Origin of the sequence: Rhodococcus sp. NPDC060090 (genome assembly GCF_042729855.1) — a bacterium.
GTDB lineage: Bacteria > Actinomycetota > Actinomycetes > Mycobacteriales > Mycobacteriaceae > Rhodococcus.
Map to the genome: position 1 here is coordinate 63,929 of NZ_JBHWXB010000014.1, position 18,606 is coordinate 82,534.

General features: G+C 65.7%; 21 protein-coding genes. 17 read left to right on the forward strand and 4 right to left on the reverse strand.

Features of this window, described 5'->3' with window-relative positions:
• Positions 1-48 precede the first annotated feature (48 nt).
• The 10 genes from ACFWCF_RS19360 to ACFWCF_RS19405 all read left to right on the forward strand — a co-directional run bounded on the left by ACFWCF_RS19360 (position 49) and on the right by ACFWCF_RS19405 (position 9,346).
• A complete protein-coding gene (locus ACFWCF_RS19360; protein ID WP_378564668.1) occupies positions 49-2,448 on the forward strand; it encodes a Tex family protein in 2,400 nt (799 codons plus the stop codon).
• A 121-nt stretch (positions 2,449-2,569) separates the two neighbouring features.
• Positions 2,570-3,475, forward strand: a complete 906-nt coding sequence (locus tag ACFWCF_RS19365; RefSeq protein ID WP_378564671.1) for a hypothetical protein — start codon at positions 2,570-2,572, stop codon at positions 3,473-3,475.
• 83 nt (positions 3,476-3,558) lie between these two features.
• The gene (gene rplS / locus ACFWCF_RS19370; RefSeq protein WP_378564674.1) at positions 3,559-3,900 is read left to right on the forward strand and encodes a 50S ribosomal protein L19; all 342 of its coding nucleotides are present in this window, start codon (positions 3,559-3,561) and stop codon (positions 3,898-3,900) included.
• A gap of 187 nt (positions 3,901-4,087) precedes the next feature.
• Positions 4,088-4,828: a signal peptidase I gene (gene lepB, locus ACFWCF_RS19375; RefSeq protein ID WP_378489991.1), complete on the forward strand. Its 741-nt coding sequence runs from the start codon at positions 4,088-4,090 to the stop codon at positions 4,826-4,828.
• Complete coding sequence (locus tag ACFWCF_RS19380) at positions 4,825-5,523, forward strand: ribonuclease HII (RefSeq protein WP_378489889.1); 699 nt, start codon at positions 4,825-4,827, stop codon at positions 5,521-5,523. Before lepB ends, ACFWCF_RS19380 begins: the two co-directional genes overlap by 4 nt.
• A 37-nt stretch (positions 5,524-5,560) precedes the next feature.
• Entirely contained in the window at positions 5,561-5,875 is a 315-nt protein-coding gene (locus ACFWCF_RS19385; RefSeq protein WP_006550963.1) for a DUF2469 domain-containing protein, read from the forward strand.
• 171 nt (positions 5,876-6,046) lie between these two features.
• The gene (locus ACFWCF_RS19390; RefSeq protein WP_378489888.1) at positions 6,047-6,403 is read left to right on the forward strand and encodes a YraN family protein; all 357 of its coding nucleotides are present in this window, start codon (positions 6,047-6,049) and stop codon (positions 6,401-6,403) included.
• Positions 6,403-7,911 (forward strand): YifB family Mg chelatase-like AAA ATPase, encoded by a 1,509-nt coding sequence (locus ACFWCF_RS19395; protein WP_378489887.1) that lies wholly within the window; start codon positions 6,403-6,405, stop codon positions 7,909-7,911. The genes ACFWCF_RS19390 and ACFWCF_RS19395 overlap by 1 nt, the downstream gene beginning before the upstream one ends.
• The gene (gene dprA / locus ACFWCF_RS19400; RefSeq protein ID WP_378564677.1) at positions 7,908-9,071 is read left to right on the forward strand and encodes a DNA-processing protein DprA; all 1,164 of its coding nucleotides are present in this window, start codon (positions 7,908-7,910) and stop codon (positions 9,069-9,071) included. Before ACFWCF_RS19395 ends, dprA begins: the two co-directional genes overlap by 4 nt.
• 59 nt (positions 9,072-9,130) lie before the next feature.
• A complete protein-coding gene (locus ACFWCF_RS19405; protein WP_378564680.1) occupies positions 9,131-9,346 on the forward strand; it encodes a hypothetical protein in 216 nt (71 codons plus the stop codon).
• A gap of 61 nt (positions 9,347-9,407) precedes the next feature.
• On the opposite strand, the gene ACFWCF_RS19410 is transcribed toward ACFWCF_RS19405, so the two are convergent.
• Positions 9,408-9,686: a DUF6953 family protein gene (locus ACFWCF_RS19410; protein ID WP_378564683.1), complete on the reverse strand. Its 279-nt coding sequence runs from the start codon at positions 9,684-9,686 to the stop codon at positions 9,408-9,410.
• A 96-nt stretch (positions 9,687-9,782) separates the two neighbouring features.
• On the opposite strand from ACFWCF_RS19410, the gene ACFWCF_RS19415 reads away from it, so the two are divergent.
• Positions 9,783-10,565: a siderophore-interacting protein gene (locus tag ACFWCF_RS19415; RefSeq protein ID WP_378564686.1), complete on the forward strand. Its 783-nt coding sequence runs from the start codon at positions 9,783-9,785 to the stop codon at positions 10,563-10,565.
• A 19-nt stretch (positions 10,566-10,584) separates the two neighbouring features.
• Here ACFWCF_RS19415 and ACFWCF_RS19420 read toward each other — a convergent pair whose 3' ends face one another.
• Complete coding sequence (locus ACFWCF_RS19420; RefSeq protein ID WP_378564988.1) at positions 10,585-11,748, reverse strand: multidrug effflux MFS transporter; 1,164 nt, start codon at positions 11,746-11,748, stop codon at positions 10,585-10,587.
• 87 nt (positions 11,749-11,835) lie between these two features.
• Between ACFWCF_RS19420 and ACFWCF_RS19425 the strand changes: the two genes are divergently transcribed.
• Positions 11,836-12,777: a tyrosine recombinase XerC gene (locus tag ACFWCF_RS19425; RefSeq protein ID WP_378564689.1), complete on the forward strand. Its 942-nt coding sequence runs from the start codon at positions 11,836-11,838 to the stop codon at positions 12,775-12,777.
• Positions 12,778-12,905: 128 nt separating this feature from the next.
• Here ACFWCF_RS19425 and ACFWCF_RS19430 read toward each other — a convergent pair whose 3' ends face one another.
• A complete protein-coding gene (locus ACFWCF_RS19430; protein WP_378564692.1) occupies positions 12,906-13,172 on the reverse strand; it encodes a hypothetical protein in 267 nt (88 codons plus the stop codon).
• A 28-nt stretch (positions 13,173-13,200) separates the two neighbouring features.
• On the opposite strand from ACFWCF_RS19430, the gene ACFWCF_RS19435 reads away from it, so the two are divergent.
• Positions 13,201-14,475: a MinD/ParA family protein gene (locus ACFWCF_RS19435; RefSeq protein WP_378564695.1), complete on the forward strand. Its 1,275-nt coding sequence runs from the start codon at positions 13,201-13,203 to the stop codon at positions 14,473-14,475.
• 22 nt (positions 14,476-14,497) lie between these two features.
• Here the strand turns inward: ACFWCF_RS19435 and ACFWCF_RS19440 are convergent, their stop codons facing one another.
• Positions 14,498-14,980: a M23 family metallopeptidase gene (locus tag ACFWCF_RS19440; protein WP_378564698.1), complete on the reverse strand. Its 483-nt coding sequence runs from the start codon at positions 14,978-14,980 to the stop codon at positions 14,498-14,500.
• A 320-nt stretch (positions 14,981-15,300) separates the two neighbouring features.
• Here ACFWCF_RS19440 and rpsB point away from each other — a divergent pair, with 320 nt between their 5' ends.
• From rpsB to frr, 4 genes are all read left to right on the forward strand, one after another.
• Positions 15,301-16,158 carry a 30S ribosomal protein S2 gene (rpsB, locus tag ACFWCF_RS19445; protein ID WP_378564701.1) on the forward strand — a complete coding sequence of 286 codons (858 nt, stop codon included), beginning with the start codon at positions 15,301-15,303 and terminating at the stop codon, positions 16,156-16,158.
• Positions 16,159-16,290: 132 nt separating this feature from the next.
• Positions 16,291-17,115: a translation elongation factor Ts gene (tsf, locus tag ACFWCF_RS19450; RefSeq protein ID WP_378489877.1), complete on the forward strand. Its 825-nt coding sequence runs from the start codon at positions 16,291-16,293 to the stop codon at positions 17,113-17,115.
• Positions 17,116-17,291: 176 nt separating this feature from the next.
• Positions 17,292-18,020: a UMP kinase gene (pyrH, locus tag ACFWCF_RS19455; RefSeq protein ID WP_378489876.1), complete on the forward strand. Its 729-nt coding sequence runs from the start codon at positions 17,292-17,294 to the stop codon at positions 18,018-18,020.
• A gap of 28 nt (positions 18,021-18,048) precedes the next feature.
• Positions 18,049-18,606: a ribosome recycling factor gene (gene frr, locus ACFWCF_RS19460; RefSeq protein ID WP_378489875.1), complete on the forward strand. Its 558-nt coding sequence runs from the start codon at positions 18,049-18,051 to the stop codon at positions 18,604-18,606.

Below are 18,606 nucleotides of genomic sequence, written 5' to 3' on the forward strand. Positions count from 1 at the left end.
GAGGCGCCACGGGGAACACACGAAAGGATAGAGGTAGGGTCGATCGTCGTGACGACCCAACTCGACACCGTGAACCGGCGCATCGCCGACGAACTCGATGTACGTGAGAACCAGGTGGCTGCGGCGGTGGAGCTGCTCGACGGCGGCTCGACCGTGCCGTTCATCGCGCGCTACCGCAAGGAGGTCACCGGCGGGCTCGATGACGCCCAACTCCGCACCCTCGAAGAGCGCCTGAGGTATCTACGCGAACTCGACGAACGCCGCACAGCGATCCTCGAATCGATCGACGAACAGGGCAAACTCGACGACGAACTCCGCGGACAGATCATGCTCGCCGAGACGAAGGCCCGGCTGGAAGACATCTACCTGCCGTACAAGCCCAAGCGCCGCACGAAGGCCCAGATCGCCCGCGAGGCCGGGCACGAGCCGGTCGCCGATGCACTCATCGGTGATCCGACCACCGACCCCGCGCAATACGACGCCGAGCAGCTCGATGGTGCCCGCGCGATCCTCGTCGAACGTTTCTCCGAGGACGCCGACCTCGTCGGTGAGCTGCGCGAGGCCATGTGGAGTCGTGGCGGTCTGAAGTCCGGGGTGCGGCCCGGGAAGGAAACCGACGGCGCGAAGTTCGCCGACTACTTCGAATTCTCGGAGCCGTTCACCAGCCTGCCGTCGCACCGCATCCTCGCCGTCCTACGCGGCGAGAAAGAAGAAGTCCTCAGCCTGTCGCTGGAGCCGGACCTCGAAGAGCAGGAACCTGGAACACCGTCGTACTACGAAGGCCGGATCGCCGGCCGCTTCGGGATCGCCGATCAGGGGCGTGCCGCCGACCGTTGGCTGCTCGACACCGTCCGGTGGGCGTGGCGCACCCGGCTGCAGGTCTCGATGGCCGTCGACGTGCGGATGCGGCTCAAGCAGTCCGCGGAGAGCGACGCCGTCGACGTGTTCGCCGCGAACCTGCGCGACCTGCTGCTGGCGGCGCCGGCCGGAACCCGCCCCACGATGGGCCTCGACCCGGGGTTCCGCACCGGCACCAAGGTCGCCGTTGTCGATGCGACGGGCAAGGTCGTCGACCACACGACGATCTATCCGCACCAGCCGCACAACAAGCACGATCAGTCGCTCGCGACCCTCGCCGCCCTGGTGGCGAAGCACGGTGTCGAACTCATCGCCATCGGCAACGGCACAGCCTCCCGCGAGACCGACGCGCTTGCCGCCGAGCTGATCGCGAAGTCGGGTGTCACCAACGTGACGAAGATCGTGGTGTCGGAGGCCGGTGCCTCGGTGTACTCGGCGTCCGCCTATGCAACCCAGGAACTTCCCGACCTGGACGTGTCCATTCGCGGTGCGGTCTCGATCGCACGTCGTCTGCAGGATCCGCTCGCCGAGCTGGTCAAGATCGACCCCAAGTCGATCGGTGTGGGCCAGTACCAGCACGATGTGTCCGAGACGATGCTGGCGCGGTCGCTCGGAGCGGTCGTCGAAGATGCGGTGAACGCCGTCGGTGTCGACGTCAACACCGCCTCGGTGCCATTGTTGTCCCGCGTTTCGGGCATCACCGGGTCGCTCGCCGAGAGCATCGTCACGCATCGAGACCAGAACGGCCCGTTCCGTACCCGCAAGGCACTCAAGGATGTTGCGCGGCTCGGTCCGAAGGCTTTCGAACAGTGCGCGGGCTTCCTCCGCATCCTGGGCGGCGATGACCCACTCGACGCATCCGCGGTCCACCCCGAGGCCTATCCCGTGGTCCGACGAATCGTCGACCGAAGTGGTACCGGGGTCCTCGAACTCATCGGCAGGTCCGCCGTCCTCTCCACGCTTCGTCCGGAAGAGTTCGTCGACGACAAGTTCGGCCTCCCCACTGTCACCGACATCATCAGCGAACTCGAGAAGCCGGGGCGTGATCCGCGCCCCGAGTTCAAGACCGCGACGTTCGCCGCGGGAATCGAGAAGGTGGCCCACCTGGAGCCCGGCATGGTGCTGGAGGGTGTCGTCACCAACGTCGCCGCCTTCGGTGCGTTCGTCGACGTCGGGGTTCATCAGGACGGACTCGTGCACGTCTCGGCGATGTCGCGCAACTTCGTCCAGGATCCTCACGATGTCGTGAAGTCGGGTGAAGTGGTCAAGGTCAAGGTTCTCGAAGTCGATATTCCGCGCCAGCGCATCAGCCTCACCTTGCGCCTCGACGACGAACTCCCGTCCGCATCGGACAGTGAAAGCGGCGGTCCCGCGCGCGGAGGACGTCAGGGCGGATCCAGGCCTGCCCCTCGAGGCCAGGGCAGCGGCGGTCGTGGGCAGGGCGGCGGTCGTGGGCAGGGCGGCGGTCGTGGGCACGACGGCAATCGTGCCCGAGGGCAGGGCGGAGGGAAGCAGGGCTCGCGCTCCGAAGCTGCATCTACCACCGGATCGATGGCCGACGCACTGCGGAGAGCCGGATTCGGCAAGTGAGCGGCCCGGGCGCCGGGCGTATCGCACCGCGAGCGACCGGCGCCTGGGATGCTGAAACACGTGGGGTCGAGACGGTCGAGAGCAGGGGCAGCGCCCCGATGACGACAACGATGCCGCGACGATGAACTGGGTTCGGACCGAGATCATCGACCAGGGCCGACTACCGTTGGTGTGCTTCCTGCTGGGCTTCGTGGTGGCTTTCGTGTTCATCCGCGTCAGTGTCCGGTTGATCCGGGCGAAGGTGCGGTGGTGGCCCGGAAACATCACACCCGGTGGGCTGCACGTGCACCACATGGTGTTCGGGGTGGTCACGATGGTCATCGCCGGTGGTGGTCTCATCTCGATGTACGAGGTGGGTTCCAGGGCCGTCGTTGCCGTCTTCGCTGCACTGTTCGGGGTGGGGGCTGCCCTGACGCTCGACGAGTTCGCGCTCATCTTCTATCTCCACGACGTCTACTGGGAGGAAGAGGGACGAGTCTCGGTTGACGCTGTGTTCGTCGCCATCGCCGTGACCGGGATGCTTCTGCTCGGTCTGCAGCCCCTCGATCTCGTCGACCTCACCAATTTCGACGACGGCGGCGACTGGGTGAACCGTTTCGTTCTGGTGGTGTCTGTGCTGGTGAATCTGCTGCTCGCAGGGGTGGTCCTCGCCAAGGGCAAGATCTGGACCGGTCTGGTCGGGCTGTTCGTCGTGCCGTTGCTGTGGGTCGGCGCCCTGCGTCTGTCGCGGCCGGGAGCGCCGTGGGCGCGCTGGCGATACCAGGGGAAGACACGGAAGATGACCAGGGCGATCGCGCGTGAACGGCGGTTCCGCCGACCGGTGATCCGAGCGAAGATCTTCGTGCAGGACCTCGTGGCAGGTGCCCCGACGCTCGAAGCGGTGCTCGGTAGCGTCGAGCACTCACGAATCGCTGCGGAAGCCGTCCTCGACAGGACCGTCCACGCGGCTCCGGCACCCGGAATTTCACCCAACACGGTGGAGTCTGGCACTATAGACAGGTTGCCCCGTTCGGGCACGCCTACCTGACCTGGGCATGAACCGGTCGAGCCCGCCTCACGGCGGTCGCCGCCAGGTTCCTCTGCTCGAGCGAACAAGAGGATAGAACACCGATGAACACCCTGGACTTTTTGGACGCCAAGTCGCTGCGCGACGACATTCCGAACTTCCGCCCCGGCGACACGCTCGACGTGCACGTCAAGGTTATCGAGGGCTCGAAGGAGCGTGTGCAGGTCTTCAAGGGCGTCGTGATCCGTCGCCAGGGCGGCGGCATCCGCGAGACCTTCACCGTCCGCAAGGTCTCGTTCGGCGTCGGCGTCGAGCGCACCTTCCCGGTGCACAGCCCGAACCTCGCGAAGATCGACGTCCTCACCCGCGGTGACGTCCGTCGCGCGAAGCTCTACTACCTGCGCGAGCTGCGCGGCAAGGCTGCGAAGATCAAGGAAAAGCGCTGATCACCGCATTCTGACGGCATACTGACAAGCCCGGCCCGGATTTGCATCCCGGCCGGGCTAGTCTGTTCCGGTGGCAGATTCACCGCACGAACCGGCCGGGCCGGGCGCGAACCGATACGGCGACGACCGACTCTCGGCACACAACCGGACGCACGGTGCTCACCACAGGAGAGAGGAACCGGACGACCTGACCGACGACAGCGGCACCGAGAAGAAGACGAAGAAGCAGAAGTCGTTCTGGCGTGAACTTCCTATCCTCATCGTGGTTGCGCTGGCCTTGAGTTTCCTCCTCCAGACGTTCGTGGCCCGCGTCTATCTGATTCCTTCCGAATCGATGGAACCGACACTGCACGGATGTCCGGGCTGCACCGGCGACCGCATCGTTGTCGAGAAGATCGGATACCGATTCGGCGATCCGCGGCCCGGAGACGTCATCGTGTTCAAGGGACCGGATTCGTGGTCCGAGGGATACACCTCGACGCGCTCCGACAACGCCGTCCTCCGAGGAATCCAGGAAGTCGGCTCGCTCGTCGGGTTGGTCCCGCCCGACGAGAACGACCTCGTCAAGCGTGTCATCGCGGTGGGCGGCCAGACAGTCGAGTGCTGCGACGACCAGGGGCGCATTCTCGTCGACGGTCAACCGATCGACGAGCCGTACGTGGAGATGGACTACCCGTTCACCCCCGGTGTCGTCACCTGCGAGACCGAGGTGCCGTCCGGACGCTGCTTCGGTCCTGTGACGGTGCCCGAGGGCCATGTGTGGGTGATGGGTGACAACCGCAGCAACTCCGCAGATTCGCGCTATCACGTCGGCGACGAGCATCAAGGGTCCATTCCGTTGGAGAATGTCATCGGAAAGGCGCGCTTCATCGTGCTGCCCCCCGGCCGATGGGGCCTCATCGACTCCCCGGAGATCATGACGTCGTGAGTACCTGGCCACCGCGACCGGTGATCCGCAGATCATCGGGTCTACGAACGATGGAATCGGCACTGCTTCGATGCGGGCTCGGCCCGGTCGCCGGTGTCGACGAAGCCGGTCGCGGGCCGTGTGCCGGTCCGCTGGTCATCGCCGCATGCATCCTGGGGCCCAAACCGCACTCGTCGCTGGATCGACTGGACGATTCGAAGAAGCTGACGGAGAAGACCCGCGAGGAGCTCTACGACGCCATCGTCCGACGTGCACTGGCGTGGAGCGTGGTCGAGGTACCGGCCGCAGAAGTCGACACCATCGGCATCCACGTCGCCAACATCGAGGGGATGAGGCGCGCCGTCGCTGGTCTGTCGCTCGCACCCGGATACGTGCTGACCGACGGATTCCGCGTCCCGGGTCTGCCGGCTCCGTCGTTGCCGGTGATCGGAGGGGACGGCGCCGCGTCGTGCATCGCCGCGGCGAGCGTGCTCGCGAAGGTCACTCGCGACCGGATCATGGTGGGGCTCGATCGAACGTATCCGGGGTACGGTTTCGCGATACACAAGGGTTACAGCACAGCTGTGCACATGGCGGCGCTGCGCGAGCTCGGCCCGTCCGCCGAGCATCGGAGATCATGGGCGAACGTTGCCGCAGCGAGCGGCGAAGCACCGTTTCGACGCCGACTCGTCGGTGCCGGGGCGGATGCGGGATGATGACAGAACACACCAGAATGGGAGGACACCGAGACCGATGAGTGCCGAGGATCTCGAGAAGTACGAAACCGAGATGGAACTCTCGCTTTACCGGGAGTACCGGGACATCGTCGGTCAGTTCGCCTATGTCGTCGAAACCGAGCGGCGGTTCTATCTGGCCAACGCCGTCGAACTGCTTCCACACAACGCGAACGGCGAGGTGTACTTCGAGGTGCGGATGTCGGATGCCTGGGTGTGGGACATGTACCGCCCGGCACGGTTCGTCAAGCATGTCCGGGTGATCACGTTCAAGGACGTCAACATCGAAGAACTCGACAAGCCCGAACTGCGTCTGCCCGACAAGCTCGGATAAGCGCGCACCCTAGCGGAGAGCTCCGACACGCCTGCAGTGTGCCGGCCGAGGAGCGGGCTGTTGTACACAGCCGGTCGTTTCATCCACAGATTTCCCGTTTCGGGCATCCGACTCCCCATGTGCCCGCCTTCCCTGCTGCACAGTGTGTGCACGCAGGGAGGAGCAAGAGGGATGGGACGAAATCAAGATGTGGGGATCCGCGGTGAGGACCTCGCCGCCGAATATCTCGAGGCCGGCGGAATGGTGGTCGTCGAACGCAACTGGCGGTGCCGGTACGGCGAGCTGGACCTGATCGCGCAGGACGGTGCCGTTCTCGTGTTCGTGGAGGTCAAGACCAGGACGGGGCTCGGTTACGGCACACCCGCCGAAGCCGTCACCCGCGCCAAAGCAGAACGGCTGCGGCGCCTGGCCGGACTGTGGCTTGCGGCCCAGAACCGCAGATGGGACCGGATCCGCATCGACGTGGTGACGGTCGTGCTGGTTCGAGGGAATGCTCCCGAGATCGTCCACCGCAAGCAGGTGCTCTGATGGCGCTGGGGAAAGCATGGTCGGTGGCCGTGTCCGGTATCGATGGTCACGTCGTCGAGATCGAAGCCGACATCGGCGGCGGATTGCCGGGCGTGAAGATGGTCGGCCTTCCCGACACCGCACTGCAGGAATCGCGTGACCGCGTCCGCGCGGCGGTATCCAACTCCGGTGGGAAATGGCCGGATTCGAAGGTCGTTCTGGCATTGTCGCCTGCGACACTTCCCAAAATGGGGAGTGTCTACGATCTTGCTCTCGCGTGCGCGGTGCTCAATGCCGCGGATGTCGTACCGCTCGAAGCGATGACGAAGACGATCCTGCTGGGCGAACTCGCGCTCGACGGCAGGCTGCGACCGATCCGTGGAGTGCTCCCCGCCGTCGTCACGGCGAAGAACCACGGATGGTCGCGAGTCGTGGTTCCTACCGTGATGATGACCGAGGCATCGCTGGTGGAGGGAATCGACGTGTACGGCGCCGACACCCTGCGCGACGTGGTGCTGTGGCTGCAGGGCGACGGCCCGCTCGAGCGCCCCGATCCTCGTGCTGTGCCACCGCGAACTCTTCGTGCGGACCTCAGTGAGGTCGTCGGACAGCACGAGGCGCGCCGCGCGATCGAAGTCGCCGCCGCGGGCGCGCATCACCTCATGCTCACCGGTCCGCCCGGAATCGGGAAGACGATGCTGGCCCAACGTCTTCCGGGAATACTTCCCGAACTGAGCGCAACCCATGCGCTCGAGGTCACGGCGGTCCACTCGGTAGCGGGAACCCTCACGGCGGATCGCCCACTCGTGATGGAACCGCCGTTCATCGCGCCACATCACACCGCGACGGTGGCCTCGCTCATCGGCGGTGGGACGGGCATGGCCACACCGGGTGCCGTGAGCCGGGCACACCGCGGGGTGTTGTTCCTCGACGAAGTCGCCGAGATGGGAACGAAGACCCTCGAGGCGTTACGGACGCCCCTCGAGGACGGAGAAGTGCGCATTGCCCGCAGAGACGGCGTGGCCCGGTATCCCGCCCGATTCCAACTCATCCTTGCAGCGAATCCGTGTCCGTGTGCGCCTGCTCGTGACGCCGACTGCGTGTGCGTGCCGACTGCGCGACGAAGGTACCTCGGAAGGCTGTCGGGGCCGCTGCTCGACCGCGTCGATCTTCGGGTGCGGATGCAGTCCGTCGCAACGAGCGCATTGATGGGCGACGCGGGGGAGAGCACCGACGACGTACGGGCTCGTGTCGCGGCTGCACGTGCCGCTGCAGCGGACCGGTGGAAGGATTTCGGGTGGGCGACCAATGCGGAAGTTCCGGGTCCGGCGCTGCGACAGAAGTTCCGGCTGCCGGCTACGGCCGTCAAACCTGTGGAGTGGGCGTTGCGCAAGGGTGCGATCACGGCGCGAGGGGCGGACAGAGCACTCAGAGTTGCGTGGACATTGTGCGACTTGGAGGGTCTGTCCCAACCGACCGAACTTCACGTGGCCGCAGCGCTCGACTTCCGAGATCGAGGTGCCGCATGACACGCGGATCATCCGTGGGCGAGAAGCAGGATGCAGACGAGAGACGGTGTGCCTGGGCATATCTCTCGACGGTCACCCGAGGCGCATCGCGGGCGGTGTCCGCGGCCATTGCTGAGCACGGAGTCGTCGAGGTCGCGGATGCTGTGCGGGAAGGTTCGGCGGGCACCGAACTCACCGCGAAGGTCAAGGCTCGTGCCCACCTCGACACGGCTGCCGCTGATCTGGAACGCCTGAGCCGGGCGGGTGGGCGCCTTGTCACCCCGGACGACGACGAGTGGCCCGCGTGGCAGATGCTCGGGTTCGACCAGCTGGACACGGCCACCGACGCGGAAGGCCCGCCGCTGGCGCTGTGGGTGTGGGGACAACGGCGGCTCGACGAACTCGTCGAACGGGCGATCGGGATCGTCGGCACCCGGGCGGCCAGCGGATACGGCGAACACGTGACGGCAGAGATCGCCGGCGACCTCGCAGTCGACGGGTGGACCGTGGTGTCCGGTGCCGCATTCGGGATCGATGCTGCGGCACATCGAGCTGCTCTCGGGGTCGGAGGAACCACCGTTGCGATCCTCGCGTGCGGTGTGGATCGGGCCTATCCCGCCGCACACGCGAAACTGCTGCGGAGTATCTCCGAATCAGGCCTGGTGGTCAGCGAATACCCACCCGGCACGGTCCCCGCGCGATATCGCTTCCTGGCGCGCAATCGGTTGATCGCGGCATTGTCCGTGGGAACCGTTGTCGCCGAAGCGGGGTGGCGTAGCGGCGCCCGCAACACGGCAGCGTGGGCACGCCGGCTGGGCCGACCGGTGGTCGCGGTGCCCGGGCCGGTCACCTCGGCGGCGTCGCAGGGGTGCCACCGCATGATCCGCGAGGGCGAAGCGCGGTTGGTCGGCGCTGCGCGGGACATCGTCGAGGAATGCGGTCCACTCCTCGAAGTCGACGACGACCGCGATGCCCAGTTCGTTCGAGCGCTCGACGGACTCTCGGGAGATCTGGTGCTCGTCTACGAGGCGTTGCCGGCGGCGGGCACGTGCGAGCCGACAGCGCTCGCGGAGGCCGCAGGGCTCTCCGTCGACCGCGTGCGGGGAGCGTTGCCCTTACTCGAAATGGAAGGGCTCGTCCATCGCGACGACGGGGGATGGTCGCGTACAGCGGGCAGGTAACGGTGCTGGTCGCCCGCCGATAGAACGGACGGCAACCATGCCTCGTGGAAGGACGCTCGATGCTTCGAAAACTCACGGTGATTGCTGCCGTCACCACCATGATGGGGCTGGGTTCAGCGGGCCTTGCCGGTGCACAGGCCACCTCGGTGGATGGTCCTCTGGCCATGCCTGACTTGACGTGCGTTTACAATCCGATCCATCCGCAGTGCATCCTGGCCGCGCTCGCGCAAACGTTGTCATCGATGTCGTCGACAGGGACCGGCTCGGCCGAGTGAGCGCTGAATAATGTAGAGATCGTGTTCTCCGAGGAGAACACGATCTCTACATCTAGATGGACTACTCCGTCGCCGGGGGTTCGGCCGATTCGGCTTCGGGTCTGTCGTCGACGTACCAGGCGAGGTCGTCGCGGTGCCACTTCACGGCGCCGCGGTGAGCCTTGCGGAATTCCTTGAGGACAGCCCGGTCGACCGAGGGGTGACCGCTGTCGCCCACGTAGATCCATTCGGACCCGAACTTCGATTCGATCGCGTCGACCATGTCGGCCTGGCCGACCTTGCGTTCGGTGTTGATGATGTCGATCATCCAGGTGGCGATGTCGGACGCGGTGGTACTCATGGCTTCGAGCCTAGTCGGACGGCATTCGGCTCCTGCGTCTGGCGCCGAGGACAGGGTAGTGTCTCTGGAGATAGGTAACCCTAATAAGGAGGTACTGTGGCGCCCAAGGCTCCGCAAGCGACGACTCTGACCGTGCTGCGCACGGACATCGTGTCCGAGCATTTCGTTCGAGTGGTGTTCGGTGGCGACGGGTTCGCCGACTTCACTCCGCGCCCCGAAACCGACAGCTACGTCAAGATCGAACTTCCGGCGGGGGACGAGACCGTGGTGCGCACCTACACGGTGCGGCGCGTGGATCCGGATGCCGAGGAGATTTGGATCGACTTCGTCGTCCACGGCGATGAGGGAATCGCGGGCCCGTGGGCGCGCTCCGTGAAACCCGGCACCGAGGTGGTGCTCCGAGGCCCCGGAGCGGGTTACCTGCCCGATCCGGCCGCGGACTTCCACCTGCTGGCAGGTGACGAGACTGCGGTTCCTGCGATCGCAGCGGCCCTCGAGTCGCTTCCGGCCGACGCTGCCGGAGCTGTGTTCCTCGAGGTTGCCGGAGAATCCGACGAACTCGATCTGGTCGCACCGTCCGGCGTCACCGTGACGTGGCTCCATCGTGGGGCGGCGGCAGGCGATGCAGGCTCGGACCTGATCGACGGCAACGCGCCCCTGGTAGCAGCGGTGCGGGAGCTGCCGTGGCCCGAAGGAGACGTCCAGGTGTTCGTGCACGGTGAAGCGGAAACCGTCATGAAACACATCCGTCCCTACCTGCGCAAGGAACGCGGGGTGAAGCCTGCTCGCGCGTCGGTCTCCGGGTACTGGCGTCGCGGACGGACCGAGGAGGGCTTCCGCACCTGGAAGAAGGAGCTCACCGAGGTCGAGGTCAGCTAGAGCGGCGCTCGTAGGACGGTCAGGTGCGGGCCTCACGGGTGAGCGTGAGCAGGGCGGTCATCGCGAGGCCCGCGGAGACGACGATTGCGATCGTCATGGGGATGGCGGTGTCCTCCCCGCCCAACCCGACCAGCGGTGAGACGATCGCGGCGAGGCCGAACTGGGAGGCGCCCATGATCGCGGATCCGGTACCTGCGGCCGACGGCACTTCGCCCTGGCCGAGGGCTGTGGAATTGCCCATCGTGAATCCGAGGCTGAGCACGACTGCAAACAGCAGTGGAAGCAGCAGCCAGCGGTGAGCGCCGAAAATCACTGTGGTGACCAGCAGCAGTGTTCCTGCGGTCAGCATGAGAGTGACGCCGAACAGCAGTAGCGAGCGCACCTCGAACCGGCCGATCAGGCGAGTGTTGATGATGTTCGCGGTCACCAATCCCACCGAGTTGGCTGCGAAGACCAGCGAGAACTGTGTCGCGGACATCCCCAGCACGTTCTGCACGACGAACGGTGATGCAGAGATGTAGGCGAACAGCGCGCCGAAGCCGAGAGCGAACGCCGCGGCGTATCCGATGAAACGGCGATTGCCGAGCACGTAACCGAAGTTGCTCGCGAGTGCTGCGAACCCGCCACCGTGACGTTTCTCGGGTGGCAGGGTTTCGGGGATGAACGCGAGTACTCCGACGAGCATCGCGATGGAGGCGCCGGTCAGGACCCAGAAGATCCCGCGCCAGCCGATGGGATCGAGGAGTGCACCACCGATGACCGGCGCGGCTATAGGGGCAATGCCACCGATGATCATCATGACGCTGAACAAGCGCGCAGATTCGTGGCCGCTCGTCCGATCTGCGATGACCGCTCGCGCAAGCACGATTCCGATGCCCCCGCTGAAGCCCTGGATTGCTCGTGCCGCGATGAGCACCTCGACCGTCGGGGCAAGCGCGCACATCGCGCTACTCACTGCGAGCACGATGGTGCCGATCACGAGGAGGCGGCGGCGGCCCCAACCGTCGGAGAGGGGGCCGGTGATCAACTGACCGATGCCCAGGCCTGCCATGAACGTGGTCAGCGTGAGCTGAATCCCGACGGTCGAGGTGCCGAGACTCTCGGACATGATCGGTAGACCCGGCAGATACATATCCGTCGCCAGCGGCGCTGTGGCCGACAGGAGCGCAAGTGCGCACAGCATCGGCAAAGAGATCGTTTTACTCACGAACGAACCCTATCGAGGCGCGTTGGCTTGCACGGACCCGGAACACCGCGCACGGTAGTTCCCATGGACCATGATCCGGCATCGGCAGCGCTGCCTCCCGTGCTCGCCGTCCATGTCGAGGATTTCGCCGAGCATCTGGCATTGCAGTCGAATCGTTCGGCGCACACCGTCCGCGCGTACACCACGGACGTGCGTTCGCTGCTTGCTCACCTCGCCGAAGGGAAACCGGACGCACGCGTGTCCGATATCGACCTCGGGACTCTGCGGGCGTGGCTCGCGCGGCAGGTCGCGTCAGGAGCAGCGCGCAGCACGATCGCGCGGCGCACGTCGTCGGTGCGGACCTTCACCGCCTGGCTGGTCCGCTCCGGCCGCACCCGACACGACCCCGGGACAAGGCTCGCATCAGCACGCGCGCACCGGACATTGCCCGCGGTGCTGCATGCCGACCAGGCTTCGGAGCTCATGGCGGCGGCGGAGTCGGGCGCTCGGGAGGAAGACCCGGTTGCGCTACGCGACCGTGTGATCGTCGAACTGCTGTATGCGACAGGCATCCGGGTCGGTGAACTGTGTGGGCTCGACCTCGACGACGCGGATGCGGAGCGGCGGGTCGTGCGGGTGCTGGGTAAAGGCGACAAGGAACGAACGGTGCCGTACGGGGTTCCCGCCGCAGATGCGCTCGAACGGTGGCTGACAATCGGCAGACCGTCGTTGGCGACCGCGTTGTCGGGGCCGGCGCTGCTCCTCGGGAAGCGTGGTGGGCGGATCGGGCAGCGGCAGGTACGCACGGTCGTGCACGAGGCGGTCGGTGCCGTTCCCGGCGCCCCCGATCTCGCTCCGCACGGGCTACGACACACTGCAGCGACCCATCTTCTCGAGGGCGGTGCCGATCTGCGCGTCGTCCAGGAAGTCCTCGGTCATTCGAGCTTGGCAACCACTCAGCTGTATACCCATGTGTCGGTTGCGCGGCTGCGTGCAGTCCATGAGCAGGCGCATCCCCGCGCCTGAGGTGTACGCAGTTCGGTCCCCTTTGGTAGCGTCGCAGCCGATCGACAGCGGGGGATCTCGGGGGGATTGATGGCACGTGACGAGTCGAACCATGCACTTCCAGCGTGGTTGCAGGACGAACCCGATCCTCAACCGGAGCCTCCCACACCGCGACGTGGACTACGTCGTACTGCTGGGCGCGCGTCGGAACAGCACATCGCGCCGCCGGAATCGCAGACCGGCTCGGTAGCGAGCCCAATCCTGATTTCAGCGCCGGTGCCCTCCGCTGCAAGACCGGTTCCGTCCTCAGCAGCTCCGATCTCACCGAGCGCAGCTCCGATCTCACCGAGCGAAGCTCCGATCTCACCGCCGCCTGCCTCGGTCGCGCCGCCGGCGTCGGTGCCGTTTTCGATCATTCCGATTCAGCGTGATCCGGAGCCGAGGATGTCTGCGGAGCCGGACCCGGAGCCGGAGCCTGTCGCGGTCGTGCAAGAAGTGGTCGTTCTTCCCGATCCGGTGCCTGAGTCGGTGCCGGACACTGTGCCTGTGCCCGTGCTGGTTACTGTGCCCGAGCCTGAACTCGTAGAAGAAGGGGAGTCTCGGACGGAACCGGAACCGGAACCGGAACCGGAACCGGAACCGGAACGCGCTGTCGAACCTGAGCCGCTCCATGTACCCGACCCGGTCCCTGCCGTGAACCATGATCCGGGCGTCGTGATCGATCCGATTCCGGGTCCCGCAGTTCCGGGTCCCGCGGGTGTGCCGGACCATCAACCGTCGAATCTCGACCTCGCGTCGGGGGTGCTGGTCCGTCGCTCCCGGCGTGCGCCGAGTGGTGGGTGGCGGCGCGGTGTGCATCGGATCACCGGAGGGTTGTTCAATCCCGGCGAATCTTCCGATGATGCTCACCACGACGACCTCGTCGCGCGCATCCGCCAGCCGATCGGCGGCGACTACCGCATCGCAGTGCTCTCGCTCAAAGGCGGTGTAGGCAAGACCACGACGACGATCGGGCTCGGCTCGACTTTCTCGTCGATGCGCGGCGACTGCGTGATCGCTGTCGACGCCAACCCTGATTTCGGAACTCTCGCGCAGCGGATCCCCGAACAGACACAGTCGACGGTACGAGATCTGATCGCGGTGGCGGACCGCATCGAACGTTATTCCGATGTACGTGCCCACACGTCCCAGGCTCCGAGTCGGCTCGAAGTGCTTGCCAGCGAACGTGATCCGGCGGTATCGGAGGCATTCAGCGAGGACGACTATCGCCGGGTCATCGACATTCTGCAGGTGTACTACAACATCATCCTCACCGACTGCGGAACCGGGATCATGCACTCGGCGATGAAAGGGGTGCTCGATCTCGCCAACGCACTCGTCCTCGTCGGGTCGCCCGCCGTCGACGGTGCTCGCAGTGCCGCTGCGACACTGGACTGGCTACAGCACCACGGTTACAGCGACCTCGTCGATCGCACGGTCGTGGTGATCAGTTCGCCGAGGCCGGGGACCTCCAATATCGACCTCGACGCGTTGACCGAGCATTTTCTCGCTCGCTGCCGGGCCGTGCAGTTCGTGCCTTTCGACGAGCACCTGGCGGAGGGCGCCGAGATCGACCTGAATTTGCTGCAGCCCGCGACCCGCCGGGCGTTCGCCGAGCTTGCGGCCATGGTCGCCGATGATTTCCCTGTCCTGACGGGACGGCATTCCGCGCATTGGTGACGGTGCTGCGTCACCGGCCAGGTCACGCCGGTTCGAGTCGGATCACCGCCCGTTCGACGAGGGGGAGCGGGTCGAGGTAGGTGTCGCGGTCGCGGCGCAGGCCCCAGTGCAGACATGCATCGACCGGACAGCCTTCGTGTCCGGCCTCCACTGTGCCCAGCGGGTCGCCGGCAGAGACCCGGCGACCCGATACGACCGTCGCGGTTACGGGCTCGTAGGTGGTGCGTAGTCCTCCCGAGTGGTCGACCGACACCACCGGCTTACCCGCGACAGTTCCGGCGAACACGACGATCCCGTCGCCGGACGAAAGCACCGTCTGGCCGGGATATGACGTCAGATCGGCGCCGCGATGGCCGGGCAACCAGTTGTGCTCGGGTGGGTCGAACGACCGGGCCACCGTCGGACGTGGTTCGAGAGGCCAGACGAACGGGTCGGTGGCAGCCGCGGGGGCCGGGTCGACCAGAAACGGCAGGGCTGTCAGTAGCGCGAGCGCGGGGATTCGCATACGTCCCAGACTTGCTGCCGGGAGGCTGTCGCGATACCCCGAACCGGAGAATGTGGACAACTTTCCGGTTGTCCACAGGAGCGGGAGCATTGACCGCTCTGACGAGGCGGTTGGCAGTTCGAGGAGTCAGGGCCGTATGATTGTCGAGCGGTCTGTGTTCGCAGATCGACTTCGCGCGTCCGCGCGTCGGTGCAACTCCGTCTATACGGATGCACCGTAGATGGCCGTCGCCGGTCCCGCAAGGGTCGACGGGCATGCGGACGCCAGGGCGGGGATCGCAAGATCACCCGCGGCAACCGACATGAAAGAGAGAAACAGGCATGCCTGTTGTAACTATGAGGCAGCTGCTCGACAGCGGCGCCCACTTCGGACACCAGACTCGTCGCTGGAACCCGAAGATGAAGCGGTTCATCTTCACCGACCGCAACGGCATCTACATCATCGACTTGCAGCAGACCCTGACGTACATCGACAAGGCGTACGAGTTCGTCAAGGAGACCGTCGCTCACGGTGGAACGATTCTGTTCGTCGGCACCAAGAAGCAGGCACAGGAATCCATCGCCGAAGAAGCCACCCGCGTCGGCATGCCGTACGTGAACCAGCGTTGGCTCGGCGGCATGCTCACCAACTTCTCCACCGTCCACAAGCGCCTGCAGCGCCTGAAGGAACTGGAGGCGATGGAGCAGACCGGTGGCTTCGAGGGGCGCACCAAGAAGGAAATCCTCATGCTCACGCGTGAGATGAACAAGCTCGACCGCACCCTCGGCGGTATCCGCGACATGGCCAAGGTTCCGTCGGCCGTGTGGGTCGTCGACACCAACAAGGAGCACATCGCCGTCGGTGAGGCTCGCAAGCTGAACATCCCGGTGGTCGCGATCCTCGACACCAACTGCGATCCGGACCTCGTCGACTTCCCGATCCCGGGTAACGACGACGCGATCCGTTCCGCGGCGCTGCTGACCAAGGTCGTCGCGTCCGCAGTGGCAGAGGGTCTGCAGGCCCGCGCCGGCAAGAACAGCGACGCCGACGCCAAGCCCGAGGCAACAGCCGCTGAGCCGCTTCCCGAGTGGGAGCAGGAACTGCTCTCGCAGGCGGCTTCGACCGGCGAAGCGGAAGCACCCGCTGCGGAAGCGTCTGCTGCGGAAGCACCCGCCGCGGACGCAGCCCCCGAGGCCTGATCCGTTTGCACGGCCCCGACCGCACGATCGCGAGATCATGGTCGGGGCCGTTGCATCGCGGCCCGGCCCGCACACACGCGGCGCCATCCGCACCCGAGACTTTTCATCACAGACACAGGAGGCCCGCTCAAGATGGCGAACTACACCGCCGCTGATGTCAAGCGTCTCCGCGAGCTCACCGGCTCCGGAATGCTGGACTGCAAGAATGCTCTCGCCGACAACGACGGCGACTTCGACAAGGCCGTCGAGCAGCTGCGCATCAAGGGTGCCAAGGATGTGGGCAAGCGCGCAGAGCGCTCCACCGCCGAAGGCCTCGTCGTCGCCAAGGACGGCGTTCTGGTCGAGCTGAACTCCGAGACCGACTTCGTCGCGAAGAACGCCGAGTTCCAGGCGCTCGCCAACACGATCGTCGCCGCAGCTGCGGAGGGCCGTCCGGCCGACGTCGAGGCACTCCAGGCCCTCGAGGTCGACGGCAAGGCCGTCGGCACCCTGGTGCAGGAGCTGTCCGCCAAGATCGGCGAGAAGCTCGAGATCCGTCGCGTCGCTGCATTCGACGGCAACGTTGCGGTCTACCTGCACAAGCGTGCATCGGACCTGCCCCCGAGCGTGGGCGTGCTCGTCGAGTACACCGGCGAGGGCGACGCCGCAGCCGAGGCTGCGAAGGGTGCTGCCATGCAGGTTGCCGCTCTCAAGGCGAAGTACACCACCCGCGACGAGGTTCCCGAGGAGGTCGTCGCAGGCGAGCGTCGTATCGCCGAGGAGACCGCCAAGGCGGAAGGCAAGCCCGAGCAGGCTCTGCCGAAGATCATCGAAGGCCGCGTCAACGGCTTCTTCAAGGACGTCGTGCTCCTCGAGCAGTCGTCGGTGACGGATTCGAAGAAGACCGTCAAGGCGATCCTCGACGATGCCGGAGCCACCGTGACCCGCTTCGTGCGGTTCGAGGTCGGCGCCAGCTAGTCCACCGATCGATCGACCCCGTCGGCTGTTGCCGGCGGGGTCGTGGTGTGTCCGGCGCCGCGAGGTGATCATCATCAGGTGGTCACCGTGGCGTGTCGCCTCGCTCCCGGTCTCGGTTCCACCGGGTGAATGAGGCAGGATGAAAGGGCCGATTCATGCGCAACCAGAGGAGAGTCATGACCGAGCATGCCCACGATCGGCCCGGTTTCCGCCGGGTGCTTCTCAAACTCGGCGGCGAGATGTTCGGTGGCGGCAAGGTCGGGCTCGACCCCGACGTCGTGACAACTGTCGCGCAGCAGATCGCGGAGGTCGTGCGTAGTGGCGTCGAGGTCGCCGTGGTCATCGGCGGCGGCAACTTCTTCCGCGGCGCCGAACTGCAGCAGCGCGGACTCGAGCGTGCGCGCTCGGACTACATGGGCATGCTGGGCACCGTCATGAACTCCCTCGCGCTCCAGGATTTCCTCGAGAAGCAGGGCATCGACACCAGAGTGCAGACGGCGATCACGATGGGTCAGGTCGCCGAGCCGTACCTGCCGCTTCGTGCGCGGCGCCACCTCGAGAAGGGCCGGGTCGTCATCTTCGGTGCGGGCATGGGCATGCCGTACTTCTCCACCGACACCACCGCCGCGCAACGTGCCCTCGAGATCGGCGCCGACGTGGTTCTGATGGCCAAGGCCGTCGACGGAATCTACTCCGCGGACCCTCGCATCGATCCCGATGCCGAGATGTACGAGGAGGTCACCCATCGCGAGGTCATCGAGAACGGCCTCAAGGTCGCCGACGCGACCGCGTTCAGCCTGTGCATGGACAACGCCATGCCGATCATGGTCTTCAATCTGCTGACCAAGGGCAATATCGCTCGCGCGGTCGCCGGTGAGAAGATCGGAACGCTCGTACGGTCATGATTGGACAACGGAACATGGAGGAACTGCCGTGATCGATGAAGCTCTCTTCGAAGCCGAAGAGAAGATGGAGAAGTCCATCACAGTGGCCAAGGACGATCTCGGCGGCATCCGCACCGGCCGCGCGAACGCGGGAATGTTCAACCGGATCGTCATCGACTACTACGGATCTCCCACCCCGGTGACGCAGGTCGCCAGCATCAACGTGCCCGAGGCGCGGATGGTCATCATCAAGCCCTACGAGGCTTCGCTGCTCGGCGCAATCGAAACTGCGATTCGCAACTCCGATCTCGGGGTCAACCCTTCCAACGACGGCAACATCATCCGTATCTCGGTGCCGCAGCTCACCGAAGACCGCCGTCGCGAACTCGTCAAGCAGGCGAAGAGCAAAGGCGAAGACTCCAAGGTCACCTTGCGGAACGTCCGTCGTAAGGCGATGGAAGAGCTCGGCCGCATCCAGAAGGACGGCGAGGCGGGTGAGGACGAGGTCGCTCGCGCGGAGAAGGAACTCGACAAGACCACGGCCAAGTACGTGGCGCAGGTCGATGAGCTGGTCAAGCACAAGGAAGCCGAGCTGATGGAGGTCTGA

Excerpts from the sequence above, each read along its gene's own strand:
- ACFWCF_RS19365 (WP_378564671.1), top strand. The coding sequence starts at position 2,570 with ATGAACTGGGTTCGGACCGAGATCATCGACCAGGGCCGACTACCGTTG.
- rplS (WP_378564674.1), top strand. The coding sequence starts at position 3,559 with ATGAACACCCTGGACTTTTTGGACGCCAAGTCGCTGCGCGACGACATT.
- ACFWCF_RS19385 (WP_006550963.1), top strand. The coding sequence starts at position 5,561 with ATGAGTGCCGAGGATCTCGAGAAGTACGAAACCGAGATGGAACTCTCG.
- ACFWCF_RS19390 (WP_378489888.1), top strand. The coding sequence starts at position 6,047 with ATGGGACGAAATCAAGATGTGGGGATCCGCGGTGAGGACCTCGCCGCC.
- ACFWCF_RS19395 (WP_378489887.1), top strand. The coding sequence starts at position 6,403 with ATGGCGCTGGGGAAAGCATGGTCGGTGGCCGTGTCCGGTATCGATGGT.
- dprA (WP_378564677.1), top strand. The coding sequence starts at position 7,908 with ATGACACGCGGATCATCCGTGGGCGAGAAGCAGGATGCAGACGAGAGA.
- ACFWCF_RS19405 (WP_378564680.1), top strand. The coding sequence starts at position 9,131 with ATGCTTCGAAAACTCACGGTGATTGCTGCCGTCACCACCATGATGGGG.
- ACFWCF_RS19410 (WP_378564683.1), bottom strand. The coding sequence starts at position 9,686 with ATGAGTACCACCGCGTCCGACATCGCCACCTGGATGATCGACATCATC.
- ACFWCF_RS19420 (WP_378564988.1), bottom strand. The coding sequence starts at position 11,748 with ATGCTGTGCGCACTTGCGCTCCTGTCGGCCACAGCGCCGCTGGCGACG.
- ACFWCF_RS19425 (WP_378564689.1), top strand. The coding sequence starts at position 11,836 with ATGGACCATGATCCGGCATCGGCAGCGCTGCCTCCCGTGCTCGCCGTC.
- ACFWCF_RS19430 (WP_378564692.1), bottom strand. The coding sequence starts at position 13,172 with ATGATCGAAAACGGCACCGACGCCGGCGGCGCGACCGAGGCAGGCGGC.
- ACFWCF_RS19435 (WP_378564695.1), top strand. The coding sequence starts at position 13,201 with ATGTCTGCGGAGCCGGACCCGGAGCCGGAGCCTGTCGCGGTCGTGCAA.
- ACFWCF_RS19440 (WP_378564698.1), bottom strand. The coding sequence starts at position 14,980 with ATGCGAATCCCCGCGCTCGCGCTACTGACAGCCCTGCCGTTTCTGGTC.
- rpsB (WP_378564701.1), top strand. The coding sequence starts at position 15,301 with ATGCCTGTTGTAACTATGAGGCAGCTGCTCGACAGCGGCGCCCACTTC.
- tsf (WP_378489877.1), top strand. The coding sequence starts at position 16,291 with ATGGCGAACTACACCGCCGCTGATGTCAAGCGTCTCCGCGAGCTCACC.
- pyrH (WP_378489876.1), top strand. The coding sequence starts at position 17,292 with ATGACCGAGCATGCCCACGATCGGCCCGGTTTCCGCCGGGTGCTTCTC.